Raw genomic sequence first — 21752 nt, 5'->3', positions numbered from 1 at the left:
ACGCGCATCGCCGAACCTCGGTGGGTGACGGGGCGGCGACGATCGGGCAATACTGCCTTCCATGCGGACACTGGTTGTAGCGGGGCTGTTACTGGGTCTGGCGGTCCCCGCGCACGCGGCACAGGTCGACGAGGACCCTTCGTCGTTGGTGAACCCCTTCGTGGGTACGCAGAACTTCGGCAACACCTTCCCCGGCGCCTCGGTGCCGTTCGGAATGGTGCAGGTCAGCCCTGACACGGGAGGTCAGGGCGGGTACGACTACAAGGCCACCTCCATCTACGGCTTCTCGCAGACGCACCTGTCGGGCGTGGGCTGCGGCGTCATGGGCGAGCTGCCGGTGATGCCGACGGTCGGGTCCGTTGACAACGTTGACATCAACGCCTACAAGTCGGACTTCAGCCATTCGGACGAAGCCGCGCAGCCCGGCTACTACCGCGTCGGGCTGCCGCGCTACGGCGTGAACGCCGAGCTCACGGCCACGCAGCGGACCGGCTGGCAGCGCTACACGTTCCCGTCGTTCGGCGCGGCGAACGTCCTGTTCAACACCGGACGGTCGAACCAGACGGTGCTGGACTCGGAGATCCACGTCGTCGGTGACAGGACCATCGAGGGCCGGGTGCGCAACGGCCGGTTCTGCGCGGGCAAGGACGAGCACACCGTGTACTTCACGGCCACGTTCGACCGCCCGTTCGCCTCCTTCGGCGCGTGGCGCGGAAGTGTTCCCACGCCGGGCGTCCGGGATGCCGCCGGGACCGGCGGGAACGGCGCCTGGGTCACGTTCGACGCGACCGCCGACCGTGACGTCGTGCTGAAGCTCGGCCTGTCGTACACCGGCATCGAGGGCGCGCGGAAGAACCTCGCGGCGGAGGCCCCCTCCCACGACTTCGACGCCACGGTGGCGGCCGCCAAGGACGTGTGGAAGAAGCAGCTGGACGCCGTGCGGGTGTCCGGCGGGCCGCGGGACCGGCAGGTCGCGTTCTACACCGCGCTCTACCACTCGGTGCTGCACCCGAACCTCGCCGGCGACGTCGACGGCAGGTACATGGGCTTCGACGGGAAGGTGCGCACGGCGTCGGGTTACACGCCGTACCAGAACTTCTCGTTGTGGGACACGTACCGGCCGCAGAACCAGTTGCTGCAGATCCTGGAACCGAAGGTCGCCCGTGACGTCGCACTGTCCGTCGTGGCCAGCGGGCGCGACGGCGGGTGGTTGCCGCGCTGGGCGTTGGCGTCGTCCGAGACCAACATCATGACCGGCGACCCGGTGACGCCGTTCCTCGTCGAGGCCTGGTCGAAGGGCTTGCTGAAGGGATACGAGGAGGAGACCTACAACCTGTTGCGCGCCAACGCCACCTCGCTGCCTCCCGCGGAGTCGCCCTACAACGGACGCTCCGGTGTCACCTACTACTCCGAGCGCGGGTACATCCCGTCCGGCCTGGAGCTGGGCAAGGACTGCGCGCACAAGGGCGGCGACAACGACTGCGTGCACCCGGCGTCCGCGACCCTGGAGTACTCGGCGGCGGACGCGTCACTGGCGCTGATGGCCAAGGGACTGGGCAAGAAGGCCGACGCCCGCATGTTCGCGGACCGAGGCCAGTGGTACCGCAACCTGTGGGACTCCTCGATCGGCCAGTTCCGGCCGCGCACCACCGCCGGCACGTGGCTGACGCCGTACAACCCGGTCGACGCGTCGCACCAGTTCCACGAGGGCGGTGCCTACCAGTACCAGTGGCTCGTGCCGCAGGATCCCGCCGGACTCGTGTCGCTGATGGGCGGCCGTCGTGAGACGGAGAAGCGGCTCGACTCGTTCTTCGCCTACGACAAGCTGCTCGTCGACCCGGCCGGCACCGCGCGGCACGACTGGATCACCGAGCCGTACGACTACTACGGCAAGCCGACCTACAACCCGAACAACGAACCGGACCTGCTCGCGCCCTACATGTACCTGTGGTCGGGCACGCCGTCGAAGACCGCGACGGTCGTGCGGGCGGCGATGACGCTGTTCACGACCGGTCCGGACGGCATGACCGGCAACGACGACCTGGGCACGATGTCGGCCTGGTACGTCTTCTCGTCGCTGGGCCTCTACCCGACGTTCAACGGCGCGGACTTCCTGGCGCTGTCGTCACCGCAGTTCGAGTCCGCGACCGTCCGAATCGGACAGCACGGCTCACAGGGCGGGACGTTGAACGTCTCGGCGCGAGGCGTGTCCGACACCAACCGGTACATCAAGAGCGTGTCGTTCGGCGGTCGTGACGTCCGCAAGACGTGGCTGTCGTGGACCTCGTTGCAGCGCGGCGGAAACCTGACCCACGAGGTGTCGGCGAAGCCCTCGTCGTGGGGCACCGGCCGCGGGGACGAGCCGCCGTCGCTGAACGACGGCAACGCGGACTCGCGCCGTGCGTTGTCGGCGTCGTTGCGGAACTCCGAGATCGTGGTGCCGACGTCGGACTCCGCGCAGTCGCTGACGCTGCAGCTCGACGTGCTGGCCCAGTCGCCCGGCGCGACGTCCGTGCGGCCCGTCGTCACCGCTCCGGACGGCTGGAAGGTGAGCGGTGCCAAACCGTTCGTGATCGTGTCGCGGCACCTGCCGACGCAGAAGACGGTGCCGTTGACGCTGTCCGTGCCCGCCGGTGTGGCCGCGGGCTCGTACGAGGTCTCGGTGCAGGTCGAGTCGGTGACGGTGAAGGCCGTCGTCGAGGTGAAACCGGCCGCTGTGTGCGCGTTCTCGTCGTGTTCGATCGACGTGACGCCCGAGCTGAACCACGACGGCACCGCCACGGTCGCCGACTCGGCTTCGGGCAACTTCGACGGTGGCGGCTGGAGTTACGACGCCGCGCTGCTGCCGCCGGCCGGGCCCGTGACGTGGGGCGGCATCACCTACCAGGCGCCTGACCCCACCGGCACGGCGCCGAACTTCGTGGAGGCACGCGGACAGGGGCTCCTGCTGCCCACCGGCCAGTTCTCGTGGCTGCACGTCGTGGGCGCGTCGCACAACGGTCCGGTGTCCGCCGCCTTCACCGTCTGGTACACCGACGGCACCTCGGCCGAGGTCGCGGCGTCGGTGGCGGACTGGGCCGGCGGCGGCTCGGCGGTGCTGGAGATGCCGCACCGGATCAAGGCGGGCCAGGGCGTCGACGGGCCGCCGGTCCGGCTGTTCGGTCAGTCGCTGCGGCTCGACGCCGCGAAGACGGTCCGGTCGGTCACGCTGCCCGACGATCCGCGGGTGGAGCTGTACGCGCTGACGCTGGCGTGACCGGTGCTGGTCGAGGTGCCCCTTTGACGAGCCGTTCCGCGGGCACCTCGACCAGCCGGTACAGCAGCCACGCCCCGAGCATCGACACCACGAACATCCCGAGCGCCGCGGCCAGCGGGAACGCGTGCACGTCGAGGAGCTTCTCGCTCACCCGGATGACGATCTGGTGGACCAGGTAGAACGCGAACGACACGGTCCCCAGCCACACCATCCACTTCGAGCGCCACGGCGACCACTGCCCGGTGAGGTCGGCGACCGCCGCGGCCGGGATCAGCAGCGCCAGCGGGACGACGGTGCCCGCGACGTACGGGAACGACGCCGGCAGGTGCCACGAGCCGACGTAGGCGAGGACGAACAACGCCGTCGCGGGCCAGAGCCCGATCCCGATCCACTTGCCCTGCTGGACCACTCGGGCCATTGCCATCCCCAAGATGAACTCCAGTGCGCGCACCGGCGGGAAGACGAACACCAACCAGTATTCGATCGGGCCTGGCATGGTTAGTGCAATTGCCGGAACGCTCATGATCGCGATCGTTGTTGCCGATGCGATCAACCACGGTCTGCGCATCTGCCACTTGATGAGCAACGGAAAAGCAAGGTAGAAAGCCATTTCGCAGGACAATGACCAGGCGGGCGTGTTCAGGCTGAAGTAGACGCTCTCGCTCGGAAACCACGCCTGGATCAGCGACAGGTTCGCGAGCGCTGTCGCGGGGCTAACCGCGGCGGCCGCGATCAGCACGACGAGCCAGGTCGCCACGTGGTTGGGGAAGATCTTCGCCGCCCGGCGCCGCCAGACGGTCGTCGGCCGGGCGCCCGGCCTGGCGGACCAGGTGAGCACGAATCCGGACAGGATGAAGAAGAAACTCACTCCGGTCGCACCTTGACGGAACGGCACGTCCAGATACGGCCAGAGACCGGCGGCGTTGATGTGGAACCCGAACACGATGAACGCGGCGACGAATCGCATGCCGGTCAGCGATGGTAATCGTTCCAGTCTCGTTTCCTGGTTCTCCACGATCGTGGACTCGTGCTCGTAAACGCCATTGTTACAGAATTCTCCGCGGCTGTGGAATAGTTGAGCTGTGGAGCGACTCAAGAGCGGTCAGCGGTCCCGCGTCTGGGCTGACGGCGACCGGATCATCAAGCAGGTGGTCGGCGACCAGGCGGCGTTCGAGCGCGAGGTCACCGCGCTCCGGCTCGCCGAGCACACCGGCGTGGTGCCGCGTGTCCTCGACGTCGACCACGAGAAGCGGACCGTGGTGCTCGAACGGCTGCGCTCCGACCCGTTCGGGGAGGACTGGGTGATCGCCTACGCTCGCGGCCTCGCCCGTCTGCACATGGCCACCGGACCGGAGCACGCCGGGCTGCTGCCCCGTCAGGTGGTCCCGGACCCCGTCCCGTTCCTGCGGTTCGTGCGGGCGCTGGAGGTGGAGATCGGGGGCGCCGAGGACGAGCTGGTGTTCGAGGACTCCGGGAAGTTCGACCTGGTGCACGGTGACCCGTGTCCCGGCAACGACATGTACTCACCGCAGGGCGCGAGGTTCGTCGACTTCGAAGGCGCGGCACTGGGTGACGGGCTGACCGAGGTCGTCTACCTCCGCATCGGCTTCCCGACCTGCGCGACCGTCAGCGAGACGCCCAGGGAGCTGCGGGAGGCCGCCGAGCAGGCCTACTTCGAGGAACGCGGCTTCACGGCCGGACTCGAGGACGCGTGCGTGCGGTGGTTCGTGAACGGTGACGCACTGGTGCAGCGGGCCGAGCGGGACGGCACCGACCACCTCGCCAGAGTCGTCGACGAGGACTGGTTCTGGTACAGCACGACCGCACGCGGCCGCCTGATGTTCCGGGCGCGGGTCGTGGCGACGTTCACCGAGACCCATCCGGAGATGAGCGCGCTCGCCGCACGGTTGCTCGACCGGATGGGCCAGGTCTGGGAACCGCAGCCGATCGAGACCCGCCGCACCCACGTGTCATGACCAGGCGGACAGCTTCAAGCCCGAGGTGAACGACCGGTCCACGCCCGAGATCGGGTCCACGAAGGACAGCGTGTGGGCGAGCAGCTGCAACGGCGAGGAGAAGTCGTCGAGCGGACGGTCCCGCAGCACCGGGTAGAAGTCGTCGTTCACGATCGGCACGCCGAGCCCGGACATGTGCAGCCGCAGCTGGTGGGTGCGGCCGGTCAACGGCTTCAGGTGGTAGCGGCCCAGCGCGCCGCGATGCTCCACGAGGGACACGTGCGTCTCGGCGTTGGGCTCGCCGTCGACCTCGAAGGCGGTGATGATGCCGCGTTCCTTGATGATCCGGGAGCGCACCACGCGGGGGAGTTCCAGCGCGGGGTCGTACGGAGCGATCGCCTCGTACTCCTTGCGCACCAGCCGGTCGCGGAACATCGTCTGGTACTTGCCGCGCAGCTCCCGGCGCACCACGAACAGCACCAGACCGGCCGTGACGCGGTCCAGCCGGTGCGCGGGGGAGAGGTCCGGCAGGCCCAGCGAGTCGCGGAGCTTCACGAGCGCGGTCTGCATGATGTGCGCGCCGCGCGGGATCGTCGCGAGGAAGTGCGGCTTGTCGGCGACCACGATGTCGTCGTCCTGGTAGACCACGCCCACCTCGAACGGGACGGGCACCTCCACGGGCAGGTCGCGGTGGAACCAGATGTAGGAGTCCGGCACGAACGGCGCGTCGATTCCCAGCGGACCGGCGACACCCCAGATCCGTTCCTCGGCCAGCATCTCGTCGACGCGCTCGGCGGCCACCCGCGGCAGGCGTTCCACGAGGTGGTCGCGCAACGAGGGCCAGGTGCCCTCGGAGGGCAGCCTCAGCCGGGCCGCGTCCAGGCCGTGGCGCTGGGGAAGAGGGGAGGAGGGTTTGCGTCTCATCGCACCGGCCAGTCTAAATGTTTGGAAAAACCGAACGATATACCTCGGAAACGTTCGCTGTACTGAATGGACTGAGGAACCGAGACTGAACGCATGGCGGTCTTCCTGGTGCTCGGCTCGGTCATCTCACTGCAGTTCGGCGCGGCGTTCGCGAGCCAGCTCTTCGGGCAGATCGGCGCGCCGGGCGCCACGGCGCTGCGCCTGGGCATCTCGGCGCTGATGCTGGCCGTGGTCGCCCGGCCGAAGATCCGCCAGGAGACGATCGTGCTCGGGCTGACGCTGGCCGGCATGAACGGCACGTTCTACCTCGCGCTCGACCGGATCCCGCTCGGCGTGGCCGTGACGATCGAGTTCCTCGGGCCGCTCGGGCTCGCGGCGATCCTCGGCAGGCGGCCCAGGGACTTCGTGTGGGTCGGGCTGGCGCTCGTGGGCATCGTCGTGCTGGGCGTGCGCGAGTACACCGGCGCGAAGCTCGACCTCATCGGCGTGGCGCTCGCGTTGTTCGCGGCCGCGTTCTGGGCCTGCTACGTGCTGGCGGGACGCAAGGTCGCGACCGCGGGGCTCGGCATCGGCGGCGTCGCGGGAGCCAGCCTGATCGCGGCCGCGCTCACCCTGCCGTACGGGCTGTCGGCGGCCGGCGCCACGTTGTTCGACCCGAAGATCCTGCTGCTGGGCACACTGGTGGCGCTGATGGCGTCCGCGATCCCGTACGCGCTGGAGATCAAGGCGCTCAGGACGCTGGAACCCGGCACGTTCGGAGTGGTGCTCGCGCTGGAACCCGCCGCGGCGGCGCTCGCCGGGGCGGTGCTGCTCGGCCAGCACCTGAGCGTGATCTCGTTGTGCGGCATGGCACTGGTGATCACGGCCGGGGTCGGAGCGGCGCTACGGACAACGCCAGCGCCTCGCGGAACGCCCGCACAGCGGGATGCTGACCTCGTCCTGCCCGTGCCGCAGTGAACAGCAGCCGGGACATCGGCACCGGCAGGTCGTGCAGGTCGACGGTGATCTCCCGGTCGTACCAGATGAGGTCGGGCAGCAACGCGACCGCGAGACCCCGTTCCACGAACCGCAGCTTCACCAGCACGTCGGTGGAGGAGGAGCGCACGTCCGGTTCGTAACCCTGGTGGCGGCACCAGTTCACGTTGAACGTCCGCTGCGGGAAACCGGCGGGCTCCATGATCCACGGATGCGTGCCGATCTCGGAGACCGGCAGTCCACGGGGGACGGCCAGCCGGATCGGATCCCGGACCAGTTCCCGGTACTCCAGGCCGGGGAGCCTCGCCTCCGGCTGGTCCGGCCACTCCTCCACGAACACGAGGTCGAAGTCCCTGGCGTGCAACGCGGAAAGCGCTTCCGCCGGATCGAGCACCTGGAACTCGATGCGCAGCGACGGATGTTCGTCCCTCATGCGGGCGAGCGTCGCCGGGATCAACGCCAGCGCCGCCGTCTGGAACGTCGCGACCCGCAGCGTGCCGGTGATCTCGTGCAGCGACGCGGCGACCTCCGACTCGGCCTGGTCCAGGCGGGCGAGCACCTCTTCGGTGTGCCGCACCAGAATTTCGGCCTGCGGGGTGAGCTTCACCCGCCGCCCGACCGGTTCGAGCAGGGGCACCCCGACCTCGGTCTCCAGCAGCGAGAGCTGCTGCGACACCGACGACGGGCTGTAGTTCAGCGCCTGCGCGACGGCGGCGAGCGTTCCCCGCTGGGAGAGCTCCCGCAGCAGTCGCAGACGATGGAGGTCGAACATCCGATCATTATCGGCTACGCTCCCGATACCGCCCCCTGAGAAAACGTGCTGTCTGCAGCACGCTTTGAGGAGGTATCGGTATGTCCGAACGACTCCGCAGCGTCGCGGGGATCGCGCTGGCGACCGGTTTGCTCGTGTCGGTCTCCCCGGCACAGGCCCAGGTCGAGACGGGTCCGTGGACCAGCTACTCGCCGTCGTTCACCGTTCAGGAACGCGGCTGTGGCAACGTCGACAACCTGACGTTCCACCTCACCTGCTCCACCGCGAGCGGTGACCAGCGTGCCGAGCGGCGTTACGCCACTTACACCGGCGGCACGCGCCAGTTCGAGGGCAGCTTCCGGATCACGAGTCTCGGCGGCACCCGCATCAGTCTCAAGCAGACGTTCCGGGAGGCCCCCACCGCGGGACCGTTCTGGATGCTCGCCGTGGAACGCGGCGGCCGGCTCTACGCCGTGCACGGGGGCGCCACCATCGCCACCGGCGCGACCGTGGGGGCGACCGTGCGTGTGAACACCGTGCACAACACGGCCACAGAGCACCGCACGTACATCAACGGCTCGCGTGCGCACACCTACGCGAGTTCCGGTACGAGCTTCTACGACAAGTTCGGCGCGTACAGGACCTCCAGCGGCCAAGGACCTGCCACGGTCACCTGGAGCAACATCCGGTTCTGGCGCAAGTGAGCCGTCTTCTTTGACCAGAAGCGGCTTGGCTTCGGTGCTCCTGCTGTTCCTGGCTGCCTGTGGGCAGGAACAGCAGGACCCCCCGCTGACGTCCGAGCTGACCTCGCCGATCGACGTGACGCTGCACTGGCGTCCGGAGGCGGGGTCGGCCGGGCAGGTCGTCGAGTACGCGAACACCCGGGACGGCGACTACACGATCCTGGAGTTCGCCACGGCGGCGAAGAACACCTACGAGCATCCGGACCTGATCCCGGAAACCGAGTTCTACTACCGGGTCCGGCCGTACACCGGACCTGCCTCGGCCACCGTGGACGTCGCGTTGCCCCCTGGCGACGACGTGCCGGAGATCGAGGGGCCGGACTGGACCGCGCCGGTCAAGGCCGGCGGGGGCAAGGCGCCGGTGGCCTCGCCCGAGGCGGCGGCGTCGGAGGTGAAGGCGGAGGTGAAGCACGCCAACGGGATCCTGTTCACCTGGCAGGACCGGGCGTCCGACGAGGACGGGTACCTGATCGAGGTGAAGCCCGCGGGCGCGGCGGACTACCGCGTCGCCGTGCAGCTCGACCCGGACACCACCTCGTACGGGGTGATCACACTTCCAGACGAGAAAACCGCGACCTATCGGGTGCGGGCGTTCCGGTTCGGATCACCGTCGAACCTGACGCACCAGACGACGGGAAAGGCCTGAGCGCCTGTCTGGCACTCCACGCGCTCGCGGCGAGAAGCACCGCCGCGAGCGCGTAGGGCCAGGTCGTTCTCTCCGTGACGGCGAGGGCGGCGTTGATCATGGCGAGCAGGCCGAACACGCTGCTGAGCAGCCACCAGGTCAGTCGGTCTTCAGGCGAGTGAGCAGTCATTCGGGTGGGCTACCCGTTCTCGACCTCTTTCACACCTTCTTCCTCTTCTTTTTTCTCACCGCGCCGGCGCATGAACGCGAAGCCGGGGATGCCGAGGATCGCCTGGCGCATGTCGCTGGTGACTTCGAGCAGCTGGTGCACCTCCGGGCCGACCTTGTCCAGGGTCGCGAGGATCGGCAGGATGTCGCTGATCAGGTGCTCCGTCAGCACCGGCAGCTCGTCGACCAGCTTGATCGCGGCCTCGACCTCGTGCGGGGAGAGCTCGTCCACGAACCGCTTCGCGAGCGGCTGGGCCTGCTTGGCGAGCGGCTCGTACAGGGCGATCAGCTCGCCTGCCGTGTGCGCGGTGTGGCCGGCGGTCGTGACGACCAGCCCGGCGCGTTCGGCGACGTCGCTCGCGCTCGCCGTGATCGCGCGGACCTCGTCGACGGCCTTCTCCGCGTCCGCCACGACGTTGGCGGTGCGGTCCACCAGTGTGCCGGCCTTCGCGACGATGCCGTCGACGGAGTCGATCGTGCCGTTGACCTTGCGGACGAGCTGTTCGACCTCGCCGAGCAGGCTCAGCACGCGGGCCGGAACGGCCGCGACGGCCACTGTCGTGCCGAGGGCGGTGTCGAGCGCCTGCTTGGCAAGTCCCATGCCGGGGATCTCCATGCGTCCACTCTGCCTTACGCGTTGGTCGGGTTGGGGGAACGCCATTCGGTTTTCAAAACTGTCAGACCTCGCGATTACCGTTCCTGATGTCTGCCAGCCGGCTGACCGGGCGAACCGGGAACCATGCGCCGCCCGAAGTTGTCAGAGCCGGGAGTTAGCATGCCCGGCGGGCGAGGGGAGGGCGCGTTATGTCTTGGTGGCACCGGATCAGACGCATTATCTCCGGTGGAGGGCGGGAGTCGGCGAGTTTCGTCGCCGCACTGCTGGGTGTTCTGGTGCTCGCGGGCGCCGCGCTCGGGCAGGGCATCTCCCGCACGTCGGTCGCGGTGTCCGACGGGCTCACCTGGCTCGGCGACGACCAGCGCGGTGAGGTCGTGCAGATCAACCCCGGTTCGGGCAAGCCGCAGACGCGGTTGCAGATCAGCGGCCCCGACTCGCAGCTGGAGATCGCGCAGGAGGACGGCCGGCTGATCGTCCTGAACCGGCGCACCGGCGAGATCACCGTCATCGACCTGGCGACGCTGCTCGCCTCCGGCCGCCGGCAGGCGCCACCAGGAGCGACGAGCAAGGTGCTGGTGTCGAACGGGATGGTGTTCGTCGTCGACCGCGCGACCGGCACCGTGCACACCGCCGACCCGCTGACGCTGGCCGACGTCGGGCAGACCTGGCAGGCCGGTCAGCCCCTCGCCGACGCCGTCGTGGACGAGCGCGGGGTGCTGTGGCTGGTCGACCACGGCGGCACGTTGCGGTCGCTCGACTGGTCGGACGACGAGGAGCGGTTCGAGGAGCGCTCGAAGCGCCAGGTCACCGGCGCCGGGCCCCGCACCGTTCTCGTGCCGCACGACCAAGGCGTCACGCTCATCGGTCTCGACGGCGGTGTCGTCGTGCGCGACGGCACGGGCGAGGACGTGAACTCGTCGACCGACCGCTCGGACGCCGAGGTGATCGCCGCGCAGTCCTCGCCGATCGACCTGGTGCCCGCGTCGGTGCCGTCGTCCTCGGTCGTCGTGCTGGTCGTCGGCCGTGACGTCCTGCGCGTCGACGTCGGCGCGATGGGGTGCCCGAAGCCGGGGCGGCCCGCGGTGTTCCGCGACAAGGTCTACGTGCCCTGCAAGGGATCCGGCAAGGTCATCATCCTCGACCGCGGCGGCAGCCGCGGTGGCGACGACGTCCGCACGTCCGGTGGTTCCGACCCCGAGCTCGTGTTCGACGACGGCCGGTTGTTCGTGAACGTGCCGGGCTCGTCCTCGGGCGTGCTGGTCGACGCGGACGGCGCGACGCGCTCGCTGACGATCCGCAGCCCCGAGCTCCCGGTGAAGGACCCGGACCGCTCGCCGCCTCCGTCCGTGCCACCGCCTCCGCCGCCGAACCCCAACGAGCCGCAGAAGCCGCCGCGCAACAACGGCAACAACGGCAACGGCCCGACGACCGAGGTCCCACCGCCGCCGCCGTCGGTTCCCTCCGCGCCGCCCTCCGCCGGCAGCGCCGCTCCGGCCGCGCCCGCGGGGGTGACGGTGCGGGAGAAGTCGCGCAGCGCTTCCGCGCTCGTCGTGACGGTGAGCTGGACCGCGGCCGTGTCGGCCGATCCGGTCGTGGGCTACACCGTCGCGGGCTCCGGCTCGTTCAGCGGTGGCTCGGTGTCGGCGCAGTCGGCCGGTACCTCCGTCGATCTCTCGGTGCCGTGCGCGGGTTCCACGTTCTGCTCGGGCGGCAGGCTCGACGTGACGGTGCGCGCGTCGACGGCGTCGACGGCCGGTGCCGCGGGCATGGCCGCGTTCACGGTCACGCCGCCGCCCCCGAACAACCCGCCGCCCAACAATCCGCCGCCGACCACGACCACACCTCCGCCTCCTCCCCCGCCGCCGGTCCCGACGACGACCACGCCTCCGCCGCCGCCTCCTCCGCCGCCGCCCTCGCTGCCGAGCGCGGGTGCCGTGGTGATCTCGTCGATCACAGGTACGCGCACGAACCCGACCCGTCGGGTCACCCTGGCGCCACCCGCCGACTGGGCGAGCCACAACGGGCGCTGCGAGGTCGTGAACAAGACCTACGGGTTCTCCGTCGGAATCCCGTGCAACGCGACGTCGGCGACCATCGACGTGGACGAGGGCAGCAACGCGATCGTGGTGCGCGCCTTCGCGGCCTCTGGAGCCGGCCAGGTCGACTCGGCGCAGAGGAACGCGCTCTTCACCTATGACGAATGCGCGGGCAAGCCGAGTTGCATCCCGCGGATGGCACCGGCCGGTGCCGGTACCGCGCCGATGGGCGCGGGTGGGCTCGGTCTGCTGGCGTGCGCGTTCCTGCTGCGCATCGGTGTTCGTCGTGGAGAAGAGGAAAAGTGATCGACACCGGTGAGGTCTCCGCCTTCCGCGACCTGCACACCCGCCTCGCGGACGCGGTCGAGAGCGCCGTGCGCGGCAAGCGCGACGTGATCGACCTCGTGCTGGTGGCGATGTTCGCGGGCGGTCACGTGCTGCTCGAGGACGTGCCCGGCACGGGCAAGACGACGCTGGCGCGTGCCGTCGCGGGCGCGCTGGGCGGGGTGTCGCGGCGCGTGCAGTTCACGCCCGACCTGCTGCCGTCCGACGTCACGGGCACCTCGGTCTACGACCCGCAGACGGGCCAGATCCGGTTCCGGCCCGGTCCCGTGTTCGCGAACATCGTGCTGGCCGACGAGATCAACCGCGCGGCGGCCAAGACGCAGTCCGCGCTGCTGGAGGTCATGGAGGAGCGGACCGTCACGATCGACGGCGTCGGGCACGCCGTGCCCGACCCGTTCCTCGTGGTGGCCACGCAGAACCCGATCGACCTCGACGGCACGTACCGGCTGCCCGAGGCGCAGCTCGACCGCTTCATGCTGCGCACCTCCATCGGCTACCCGTCGGTGGAGGACGAGTTGGAGGTGCTGCGTCCCGGCAGCGGTGCGGGCCGGATCGCCGACGTGCGCACGGTGTCGTCGCCGCGGGAGATCAGCGCGTTCAGCGCACGGTTGCAGCTGCTGCACGTCGCCGACCCGATCCTGCAGTACATCTCCGCGCTGGGCACGGGTACGCGCACCGACGAACGGCTGCGGCTCGGCACCTCCACGCGTGGCCTGCGGACGCTCGTGCGCTGTGCGCAGGTGTACGCGGCGTCGAAGGGGCGGCACTTCGTGGTGCCGCAGGACGTTCAGGACATCGCGGACCCGGTGCTCGCACACCGGCTGGTGCTGACGCGCGAGAGCGTCCTGTCGGGCGTCACGACGTCCGAGGTGCTGGCCGACGTGCTCTCGCGCGTGGCCGCGCCCAAGCCCGCGGCGCAATGAGACTCACCGTGCGCGGCACCGGAACCGCGGTGCTGGGCCTGCTGATGCTCGGGGTCGGCCTGTGGTGGCGGTACGCGGGCATGGCGGCGTTCGGCCTGGCGCTGACCGCACTGGTCGTCGCCTCGATCGTCTCGGTGCTGGTCGCGTCGCCGCTGTCGGTCTCGCGCACGGTCCGCCCGCGCACGGTGCCGCGGCTGGCGCGGTGCAGCGGCAGGCTGGAGCTGTCGTCCACCGGTCGCTGGCCGGTGGCACTGGACGCCGTGGACGTCGTGGCGGGCTCGCCGATGGACGTCGACGTGCCGTTGCTGGCCCCCGGCGCGGTCGAGGCCGTCGACTACGCCATCCCGACCGAACGGCGCGGCGTGTTCGACGTCGGGCCGTTGACGTTGCGGCGCAAGGGTCTGGCCGGTCTGGCGCAGGCGCGCACCGTGCTGGGTGAGGTCGTCCAGGTCCGGGTGGTCCCGCGGGTGCTGCCGGTCAGGGGCCTGCCCTCCGGTGCCCGCCGGGGCCAGGTCGGCGCCGACGAACGCGTCGAGCGCGGCGGTACCGACCTGGTAGGGCTGCGGGAGTACGTGCCCGGCGACGACCTGAGGCGCCTGCACTGGGCGACGTCCGCGCGCACCGGCACGCTCATGATCCGCGAGGACGCCGACCCGGCCCGTCCGCACCTGGCCGTGCTGCTGGACGACAGCGCGTCCTCGTACGCGGAGGAACAACGTTTCGAGGAGGCCGTCGAGGTGGCGGCGTCGCTCGTCACGTCGGCCCTGGAACAGGGACATCCGGTGCGGCTGCTGACGTCGTCGGGCGGCACCGACATCGAGGAGCAGCAGGACTCGGCGCCGATCCTGGCCGCGCTCGCCGACCTCGCGCTGCGGGACGTCGACGGCCGGCCGGCCGTGCCGGTGCGCGACCTCGACGTGGTGGCCGTGATCAGCGGGACCTCGGTGCCGGCGCTGGTGCTGGAGGCGGGACGCGCCGCGTTCGGCGTGGTGCTCGTGGTGGACGAGAAGCGGCCGGTGAGCGCTGCCGGGTCGGTGCTGGTGGTCAGCGGGGCGCGGGCGGAGGACCTGGTCGACTCGTGGAACGCGGTGGTGGCGCGGTGAGCACCTCCCTGCTGAAGTACGGCTGGGTCACCGCCGTCCTCCTCGTCGGCGCCCTTCAGCTCTCCCAGGCCTGGGACGGCGCCACCGTCTACTTCGGACTTGCCGCGTTCGCCGGATTCCTCGCCCTGCCGCTGAAGCGGATCGTCCCCGCCGGGCTCGCCGCCCTCGCGGTCATGGTGCTCGCGCTGACGGGCGGGTTCTTCCTGGCTCGCGGCGCGTCCCCGGACCGCGATCCCACGTGGGTGCTGCTCGACACCGTGCCGAGGCTGCTCACGGCGGCCCGCCCCGCGCCCGCGACACCCGAACTGCTCGTGCCCGGCCTGCTGCTGATCATCGGCGTGTCCACCGGCATGGTGCTCTCGGTGACCAAACGCGGCACGGCGTTGTTCGTGCCCGCGCTCGGTGCGGCCACCCTGTACGTGTCGGCGGCACTGCTCACGACCGGTCGTGCGGACCGGTACGGCCTCGTCGCGCTGACGCTGGTCGTGGTGCTGGCGCTGGGCTGGCTGATCATCGACCGGCGCGGGCCCGTGCTGCCCCCCGCGGTGCTCGCCACGGCGCTGGCCGCACTCACACTGCTCGCTTTCGTCTTACCCATCAACGGTTTCGAGCCGCGCAAGCTCGTCACGCCACCGGTCACCGGCATCGACATCTCGAACCCGCTGCCGCAGCTCGCCGCGTGGGCCGCGCAGGGGGACACGGAGCTGTTCCGGATGCGCGGGCCCGAGGTGCCCGTGCGGCTGGTGACGCTGAGCCGGTACTCGGGCGCGTCGTGGGAGGCGGCCTCGACGTACGGGCCGCTCGGCGTGGTCGACGCGCCGGACCTGCCGACCGGCGGGAAGTTCCAGGACGCCAGCGTGGACCTGCGGATCACCGGACTGCAGGGGGAGTGGCTGCCGGGCGTCGGGAAGCCGCAGGCGGTGTCCCTGAGCAACGCGATGGTCGATCCCGACACCGGGTCGCTGGTCGTGGCCGAGGGGCTGAAGGCCGGGCTGAGTTACACGGTGCGCGGCGTCGTCGAGACGCCGGCCGACACGGATCTCGTCGAGGCCCAGGTCCCGGCCGCCGCAACGAAGTACACGGCGTTGCCGCGGTTGCCGTTCACGCTGGCCGAGTACGCGCGGCAGGCGACGCAGAACGCGCGCACGCCGTACGAGAAGGCCGTGGCGCTGGAACAGGTCGTGCGACTCAACCGCAGGCCGGACGCCGAGGCGCCGGTCGGCTCGTCGTACGCGCGGCTGGAGACGTTCCTGTTCGGCGCGGCGGGCGAGTCCGGTGCGGGAGCGGGGACGGCGGAGCAGTTCGCGTCGGCCTACGCCGTGCTGGCGCGCTCGGTCGGGCTGCCGACCCGGGTCGTGGTCGGGTTCCAGCCGGTGCCCGAGCAGAACGGTGAGCGGATCGTGCGGGCCGCGGACGCCACCGCGTGGCCGGAGGTGTACTTCAGCGGGTGGGGCTGGGTCGCGTTCGATCCGGTGTCCGGCAACGGAAGCGGGCCGAGTGCCGCCTCGAAGCGCGAGGTGCTGAACCGGCTCGCGTCGACCACCGCGAAGCCACCGCCGACAACGCTGGCGTCGGTGCCGCCGCTGGTGCAGCCGACGGCGGTGCGCGACGACCAGGCCGCCGCGCCGCAGGCTCCGAAGGGCTTCCCGTTCTGGGCGTTCACACCGGTGCTGGTGCTCGTCGCATTGTTCGTGGCACGGACTTCGCGCCGCGTCAGGCTGCGCGCGGCCGGTCCGGTGGGAGCGTGGAACGAGGTGCTCGACTCGTTGCAGCTCGCCGGGCTGCGGCCGAAGCCGAGCCGCACCGTGCCGGATGTGGCGCGCGAGTGGGGTGAGGCGGGCGCACGGCTGGCCGTTCTGGTCGACCAGGCCGCGTTCGCGCCGCGGCCGGTCGAGCACGAGAACAGCTGGCGGCTGGCCCGGCAGGTGAAGAAAGCGGTGAGGCGCAAGGCTTCCTGGTGGCGCAGGGTCGTCTGGGCGGTCGACCCGCGGCCGTTGTTCCGGCGCTGACGGATCAGCGGACGACCTGTGCGGGGATGCAGTTCTTCCCGGTGACCTTGAACAGCGCCTCGCACAGCGCGGGCGCGGTGTCCGACGGGAACGGGCCGAGCCAGATGAACTGCGTGAACCGGGTGTCCTCCGGAACGATGACCGGGCAGACGTCGTCGCGTCTGCTCAGCAGCGCGGTTTGGCCGCGCAGCGCCGGGTTCGCGCTCTCACGGTGCCGCACCCACATCGTCTCGTAGTCCAGCAACACCCTGACCTCGCTCTCCGGCATCGCGCCTTCCAGCGAGTGCAGGACGAGGACGGACGAGCCGGGGTCGCACGGCATGTCCGTGTATTCGAGCTGATCGGGCACGGCGGGCGTGGTGGTGGTGACACCGGTGTTCTGACGGGACTGGGACTGGAGGTTGCCGCCGATCAGCATCCCGATCCCGATGCCGACGACGAGCGGAACGGCCGCCAGCACGAGTGTTCGGCGCTTTCGCCCACGAGCGAACATCGGTGGGCCGGCATAACGAGCGCTCTGCACCGGGGGACCGTACGCCAGTTCGTGGACCCGCAACAACAACGGCCACAGAACATTCAGTTCCTGTTGGCACAGACCTTTGCGGAGCTGCCGCGTTCGCCGTTGTAGCCGAGTGCCGCGATCTGGAAGCAGCGCCGGTCGCCGCCGCCGTCCTCGACGACGTACTTCGTGCCGCCGCCCGTCACCGTGGTGAGCGCGTTCGGTTTGGTGCCGGTCACGTCGACCACCACGAACTGGGCCTGGCCGTCGCTCGGATCGGTCCACTCCAGCTCGATCGACCTGCCCTTGTACTCGGCGCGCTTGAGGACCGGGACGAACTTCGGGTCGGTGTTCGGCGACGGCCCGGCGTCGGCGGAGTCCGACGTCGGCACGGGCGGTGTCGTTGTCGTCACGGGTGGTCGGGCCTGCTGGCCGCCGTTGTCCCGGTTGAGGACGATGCCCGCGGCGAGGCCGCCCGTCACCGCGATCACGGCCAGCAACGCGAGGACTGCGCCGCGCTTGCTCTTGCGGACCGGCGCCGTCATCGGTTCGACGGGAGGGAGGTCCACGCTCGGCAGCACCGCTACCGGCGCAGGACGCGGAGGTGGTGGCGGGACGAGGTCGTGCTGCCGGTACGTCAGGTCTTCGAGCCTGCCCCGCCACGAGTCGTCGCGCTCGGGCTCGGGTTCCGGTTCGGGTTCCGGTTCCGGCTGGAAGCCGCGCGGGCCGAAACCGGGTGCCTCGGTCGGGCCCTCCGGGTAGAAGTCGGGGCGTTCGCCCAGCATCGCCGTCGCATCGGGGTCCACAGTGGACAGCACGGTGCCGGAGTTCGCCGCCATCAGCGCGTCGCGCAGCTCCAGTGCCGAACCGAAGCGCTCGGCCCTGTCCTTGCGCAGGCAGCGGTCGATGACGGCGACCAGCCACGCCGGCACGTCGAACCGGGTGAGCGGCCGGGGTTCGCCACTGCTGACGCGGCCGACGTAGGACAGCAGCGTGTCCTCGTCCGGGTTGTCCGAGGCGAACGGCGGCTTGCCCTCCAGCAGCGTGAACAGCGTCGAGCCGAGCGACCAGACGTCGTCGGCGAACGACGGGGTGGCGCCCTCCAGCATCTGCGGGGCGGCGTGCCGGTAGCTGACCATCTGCAGTGACGCGGAATGCCCCGCGTCGGCGCCGCGCGCGATGCCGAAATCGGCCAGCACGTACGAGGTCGGGAGCACCAGGACGTTCTGCGGTTTCACGTCCCGGTGCAGGATGCCCTGGCCGTGCGCGAACGCCAGCGCGTCCGCCACCGCGATGCCCGCCGCCACCACGTCCTGCACGGGCAGCGGACCCATGGCGCGCAACCGGTCGTGCAGCGAGCCCCGTTCGTAGAACTCCATGACGATGCACGGGCGGCCGTCCGGCAGCGTGCCCGTGTCGAGCACCGTGACGATGTGCGGGTGCTGGCGGCCCAGCTCGACGGTGATCGCCAGTTCGCGGCGGAACCGCGCGACCGTGGCCGGGTCCGTCACCTGCAGCACCTTGACCGCGACGTCGCGGCCCAGACCGTCCTGGCGGGCCCGGTAGATCGTCCCCTCGCCGCCCTGCGCGATCACGCGGAAGGCGCTGAAGCCGGGCAACGCGATCTCGGGCGCCTGCGCGGCGCTCTGCGCGGGCGCCCAGGCCATCAGATCGTCGTCCACCGGCGAATCCTATCCCGGAGCGAGGGGGTCACCGCTGAACGTTCGTCGGGAAGGGCGTGGAGGGTTCGAATCAGTCGGTGATCACTTTCACCTGGAATCCCAAGGACTGCAGCATTCCGGTGAGCATCACCCGCGTGTTCTCCTCGGCGCGGGTGAGCAGCTCCGACTGCTTCGCCGCCTCCGCCAGCTTGGCCTCGGCGGCGACGTAGAACCGTTGCTGGTCAGGAGGTCCCGCCAACGCCTGCAGGTCGTTGATCAGGCCGCGTTCCTGGCTGAAGACGTACGAACGGTCGTGGTGCAGGTTCGGTTTGTCCAGCTGTGCCTTCGGCACGCGCAGCTCGACGCTCTTCCCGTCCGCCGACACGACCAGCCCGTCGTCCTTCAGCGTCCCCAGGTCCACGAAGGCGTTGACCGACCCGGCCGCGACGAAGAGCGTGCGTTCCCCCGCCAGCGCCGCGGGTACCCACTTGACGTCGTTCTCGATGTCCAGCACGACCTGGAACTCGCCGGCCGCGGCGTGGTACTGGCTCAGATCGCGCACCGATTCGAGCATGGCGGGCTGGCTGCGATCGATGGATTCGCCACCGAAGGGCCTGAATTGGCCGAAGACGAACACCGCCGCGCCGAGGAGAATGACGACGGCCGCGACCACAGTTCCACGCATCACCCAGCGCCTGTCCACCGCGTTGGAGTACCCGTGAGGTGATGCGCGCACACGGTCCGTATGGGCTAATCGACCCGTGCGGAATCAGTTCCGTGTCCCCATGGTTGGCTTGGACGAGACGAGAGCGATTGATCGGGAGGCGTGCGGTGGACCCGGAGAACCTGTACGAGGTGGACTCGGAGGTGCCGGACCTGACGGGTGCGGTGCTGCTGCACCACTTCGAGGGCTTCATGGACGCCGGCGCCGCGGGCCGCCTGCTCTCCGAACACCTGCTCGAGACGCTGGAGAGCCGCGTCATCGCGCGTTTCGACATCGACGGCCTGATCGACTACCGCTCGCGCCGCCCGCTGATGACCTACGCGACCGACCACTGGGAGGACTACGCCGCCCCGGAACTGGTCGTGCACCTGCTCTGGGACAGCGCGGGCCACCCGTTCCTGCTGCTCAAGGGCCCGGAGCCGGACCGCGGCTGGGAGGCGTTCATCCAGGCCGTGCGTTCGCTCATCGACCGCTGGGGCGTGCGTCTGACCGTGGGCTTCCACGGCATCCCGATGGGCGTGCCGCACACACGGCCGTTGAACGTCATCGGTCACGCCACCCGCCCTGAGCTGGTCTCGGAGTACCAGCCGTTCTTCAACCGCGTGCAGGTGCCGGGCAACGTCTCCGGGCTGCTGGAGTTCCGCCTCGGCCAGGCGGGCCACGACGCGATGGGCTTCGCCGCCCAGGTCCCGCACTACCTGGCGCAGTCGCAGTACCCGACCGCCGCCGTGACCCTGCTCGACGCCCTGGCCCGCGCCACCGGCCTCGCGCTGCCCATCGGCTCGCTGGTCGACGCGGCTCAGGCCGCCGACGCCGAGATCCACCGCCAGGTAGCGGAGTCGGAGGAGGTGGCCCAGGTCGTGGAAGCGCTCGAGCGGCAGTACGACGCGTTCATCCAGACTGTCGGCAACACCGACCTCCCCAGCGCGGACGAACTGGGCGCCGAGTTCGAACGGTTCCTGGCCGAGCAGCAGCGTCCGCCGGACCACCTGTAGGAGCTTGTGATGGCCACCTGGGACGACGTGCACCGGATCGCCACCTCCATGCCTGATGTCACGGAGCGGGTGCGCGAGGGTGTCGTCGACTGGAGGGTCAAGGACAAGCTGTTCGTCTGGGAACGGCCGCTGCGGGGGACCGACCTCTCGGCACTGGGCGCCGCGGCTCCGTCCGGGCCCATCCTGGCGGCCCGCGTGCCCGACCTGGGGGCCAAGGAGGCCCTGCTGGCCTCCGATCGTTCGGTCTACTTCACCACGCCGCACTTCCAGGGGTATCCCGCCATCCTGGTGCGGCTGGAGCACATCGAGGTGGGGGAGTTGGAAGAGTTGATCGTGGAGGCATGGCACGCTCGGGCACGGCGCCGGTGACGCTCACGAAGTGGATCCGCGAGGTCGCGGACGAGCCGTTGCTGCTGACAGGTGATCTCCTGGCCCAGGCGGAGGAGAACACCTGGTCGCTGGGCAGGGCCAAGGGGGAGACACCCGTGGCGGCGGAGGTGGTCGCCGCGTTCGAGGAGACCGCGCGCCGGCTCGGTGAGCGCGTGACCGCGATGGAGCGGACAGCGACCTTCTACGTCTGGTACGACGTGCAGGCAGGGCACTTGAAGTGTTCGACGAGCTCGGCGAAGAAGGACGCGCTGCCGTTCGCCGCCGAGGTCGATCCGGACGCGACGCTCGCGGCCGTCGTCGGCGGTTACCTCGCCGGCGCCTCGCCTGGAACGGATGAGGATTTCGTCCTTCCCGTGTGGACCGCCGAGGTCGGGCTCTAGTGGAGTTCCTCTGCTACCACCGGGACCGCCCCGGTTCGATGCCCCTGCGCTCACGGCTGATCGAGGAGCACTGGTCCTACATGGACGGCTTCTCGCTCATCGCCCGCGGCCCGACGTTCGCGGACGGCGTGCTCACCGGCAGCGTGCACGTCGTCGACGTGCCGGACGCGGCGGCGGCCCGTGCGTTCGCGTTCGAGGAGCCCGTCTACCAGGCCGGCGGCTACCGCGACGTGCTGGTGCGCCGGTGGCGCAACGTGCTCGGGCGCACCATGTGGGGCTTCGCCGGTGGCCGTGAGGGCGGCGGTCACCTGGTGCTCGGGTTCGGGTCGGGGGAGGCCGCCGACCTCGTGCCGGCGCGTCCCGAGGAGCTGATCGCGTACGGGTCGCTGCTGTCCGACGACGGCACCGCGTGGCTGGGGACGGCGGCGCTGGTCAGGTCGGCCGACCCGGCGTCGGTGCTGACCGCGGACCGCTACGACGCCGTCGAGGTGCACGAATGGGAGTTCGGCGGCCGGCGCTAGGGGGTGGTGCGGGCGGTCGGGGGGGGCGTACTTCGTCGGGCAGCCCGCGGCGAGCCCCGTGAGCTCTGCGAAGGGGGTAAGGTCGGCCAGGGG

20 protein-coding genes are annotated in these 21752 nt (G+C 70.3%); 13 read left to right on the top strand and 7 right to left on the bottom strand.

Annotated features, from left to right (window positions below; all coding sequences use genetic code 11):
* Positions 1-49 precede the first annotated feature (49 nt).
* On the top strand, positions 50-3256 hold the full coding sequence (locus AB0M48_RS04505) for a GH92 family glycosyl hydrolase (protein WP_363836613.1): 3207 nt from the start codon (positions 50-52) through the stop codon (positions 3254-3256).
* Here AB0M48_RS04505 and AB0M48_RS04500 read toward each other — a convergent pair.
* Positions 3204-4352, bottom strand: coding sequence for an acyltransferase (locus AB0M48_RS04500; protein ID WP_363835943.1), 1149 nt, complete (start codon positions 4350-4352; stop codon positions 3204-3206). The two genes, AB0M48_RS04505 and AB0M48_RS04500, sit on opposite strands and share 53 nt — an antisense overlap.
* On the opposite strand from AB0M48_RS04500, the gene AB0M48_RS04495 reads away from it, so the two are divergent.
* On the top strand, positions 4339-5232 hold the full coding sequence (locus tag AB0M48_RS04495; RefSeq protein WP_363835942.1) for a phosphotransferase: 894 nt from the start codon (positions 4339-4341) through the stop codon (positions 5230-5232). The two genes, AB0M48_RS04500 and AB0M48_RS04495, sit on opposite strands and share 14 nt — an antisense overlap.
* On the opposite strand, the gene AB0M48_RS04490 is transcribed toward AB0M48_RS04495, so the two are convergent.
* Complete coding sequence (locus AB0M48_RS04490) at positions 5227-6135, bottom strand: RluA family pseudouridine synthase (protein ID WP_363835941.1); 909 nt, start codon at positions 6133-6135, stop codon at positions 5227-5229. The genes AB0M48_RS04495 and AB0M48_RS04490 overlap by 6 nt on opposite strands.
* A 93-nt stretch (positions 6136-6228) precedes the next feature.
* On the opposite strand from AB0M48_RS04490, the gene AB0M48_RS04485 reads away from it, so the two are divergent.
* On the top strand, positions 6229-7092 hold the full coding sequence (locus AB0M48_RS04485) for an EamA family transporter (protein WP_363835940.1): 864 nt from the start codon (positions 6229-6231) through the stop codon (positions 7090-7092).
* On the opposite strand, the gene AB0M48_RS04480 is transcribed toward AB0M48_RS04485, so the two are convergent.
* Positions 6995-7882 (bottom strand): LysR family transcriptional regulator, encoded by an 888-nt coding sequence (locus tag AB0M48_RS04480; protein WP_363835939.1) that lies wholly within the window; start codon positions 7880-7882, stop codon positions 6995-6997. The two genes, AB0M48_RS04485 and AB0M48_RS04480, sit on opposite strands and share 98 nt — an antisense overlap.
* A gap of 80 nt (positions 7883-7962) precedes the next feature.
* On the opposite strand from AB0M48_RS04480, the gene AB0M48_RS04475 reads away from it, so the two are divergent.
* Positions 7963-8565 carry a hypothetical protein gene (locus AB0M48_RS04475; protein ID WP_363835938.1) on the top strand — a complete coding sequence of 201 codons (603 nt, stop codon included), beginning with the start codon at positions 7963-7965 and terminating at the stop codon, positions 8563-8565.
* A gap of 25 nt (positions 8566-8590) precedes the next feature.
* On the top strand, positions 8591-9250 hold the full coding sequence (locus AB0M48_RS04470; RefSeq protein ID WP_363835936.1) for a fibronectin type III domain-containing protein: 660 nt from the start codon (positions 8591-8593) through the stop codon (positions 9248-9250).
* A 178-nt stretch (positions 9251-9428) separates the two neighbouring features.
* Here AB0M48_RS04470 and AB0M48_RS04465 read toward each other — a convergent pair whose 3' ends face one another.
* Complete coding sequence (locus AB0M48_RS04465; protein ID WP_363835935.1) at positions 9429-10073, bottom strand: hypothetical protein; 645 nt, start codon at positions 10071-10073, stop codon at positions 9429-9431.
* Positions 10074-10261: 188 nt separating this feature from the next.
* On the opposite strand from AB0M48_RS04465, the gene AB0M48_RS04460 reads away from it, so the two are divergent.
* Genes AB0M48_RS04460 through AB0M48_RS04445 form a run of 4 tightly spaced genes read left to right on the top strand, consistent with a single transcriptional unit; the run spans position 10262 to position 16489 of the window.
* Positions 10262-12415 (top strand): hypothetical protein, encoded by a 2154-nt coding sequence (locus AB0M48_RS04460; RefSeq protein ID WP_363835934.1) that lies wholly within the window; start codon positions 10262-10264, stop codon positions 12413-12415.
* Positions 12412-13377: a MoxR family ATPase gene (locus AB0M48_RS04455; RefSeq protein WP_363835933.1), complete on the top strand. Its 966-nt coding sequence runs from the start codon at positions 12412-12414 to the stop codon at positions 13375-13377. The genes AB0M48_RS04460 and AB0M48_RS04455 overlap by 4 nt, the downstream gene beginning before the upstream one ends.
* 8 nt (positions 13378-13385) lie before the next feature.
* The gene (locus AB0M48_RS04450) at positions 13386-14480 is read left to right on the top strand and encodes a DUF58 domain-containing protein (RefSeq protein ID WP_363835932.1); all 1095 of its coding nucleotides are present in this window, start codon (positions 13386-13388) and stop codon (positions 14478-14480) included.
* The gene (locus AB0M48_RS04445) at positions 14477-16489 is read left to right on the top strand and encodes a transglutaminase domain-containing protein (RefSeq protein ID WP_363835930.1); all 2013 of its coding nucleotides are present in this window, start codon (positions 14477-14479) and stop codon (positions 16487-16489) included. Before AB0M48_RS04450 ends, AB0M48_RS04445 begins: the two co-directional genes overlap by 4 nt.
* A gap of 4 nt (positions 16490-16493) precedes the next feature.
* On the opposite strand, the gene AB0M48_RS04440 is transcribed toward AB0M48_RS04445, so the two are convergent.
* The 3 genes from AB0M48_RS04440 to AB0M48_RS04430 all read right to left on the bottom strand — a co-directional run bounded on the left by AB0M48_RS04440 (position 16494) and on the right by AB0M48_RS04430 (position 19334).
* On the bottom strand, positions 16494-17012 hold the full coding sequence (locus AB0M48_RS04440; RefSeq protein WP_363835929.1) for a hypothetical protein: 519 nt from the start codon (positions 17010-17012) through the stop codon (positions 16494-16496).
* Positions 17013-17065: 53 nt separating this feature from the next.
* On the bottom strand, positions 17066-18670 hold the full coding sequence (locus tag AB0M48_RS04435) for a serine/threonine-protein kinase (RefSeq protein WP_363835928.1): 1605 nt from the start codon (positions 18668-18670) through the stop codon (positions 17066-17068).
* A 70-nt stretch (positions 18671-18740) separates the two neighbouring features.
* The gene (locus AB0M48_RS04430; protein ID WP_363835927.1) at positions 18741-19334 is read right to left on the bottom strand and encodes a DUF4230 domain-containing protein; all 594 of its coding nucleotides are present in this window, start codon (positions 19332-19334) and stop codon (positions 18741-18743) included.
* A gap of 128 nt (positions 19335-19462) precedes the next feature.
* On the opposite strand from AB0M48_RS04430, the gene AB0M48_RS04425 reads away from it, so the two are divergent.
* From AB0M48_RS04425 to AB0M48_RS04410, 4 genes are read left to right on the top strand one after another with little or no spacing between them, the layout of a single operon-like run.
* Positions 19463-20368: a PAC2 family protein gene (locus tag AB0M48_RS04425; RefSeq protein ID WP_363835926.1), complete on the top strand. Its 906-nt coding sequence runs from the start codon at positions 19463-19465 to the stop codon at positions 20366-20368.
* A 9-nt stretch (positions 20369-20377) separates the two neighbouring features.
* Positions 20378-20737, top strand: a complete 360-nt coding sequence (locus tag AB0M48_RS04420; protein ID WP_363835925.1) for an MmcQ/YjbR family DNA-binding protein — start codon at positions 20378-20380, stop codon at positions 20735-20737.
* Positions 20710-21138, top strand: a complete 429-nt coding sequence (locus AB0M48_RS04415; RefSeq protein ID WP_363835924.1) for a hypothetical protein — start codon at positions 20710-20712, stop codon at positions 21136-21138. The genes AB0M48_RS04420 and AB0M48_RS04415 overlap by 28 nt, the downstream gene beginning before the upstream one ends.
* Positions 21138-21659 carry a YciI family protein gene (locus tag AB0M48_RS04410; protein WP_363835923.1) on the top strand — a complete coding sequence of 174 codons (522 nt, stop codon included), beginning with the start codon at positions 21138-21140 and terminating at the stop codon, positions 21657-21659. Before AB0M48_RS04415 ends, AB0M48_RS04410 begins: the two co-directional genes overlap by 1 nt.
* Positions 21660-21752 lie beyond the last annotated feature (93 nt).

This window comes from Lentzea sp. NPDC051208 (assembly GCF_040682435.1).
GTDB lineage: Bacteria > Actinomycetota > Actinomycetes > Mycobacteriales > Pseudonocardiaceae > Lentzea > Lentzea kristufekii.
This window is presented reverse-complemented; position numbering and strand designations above follow the sequence as displayed.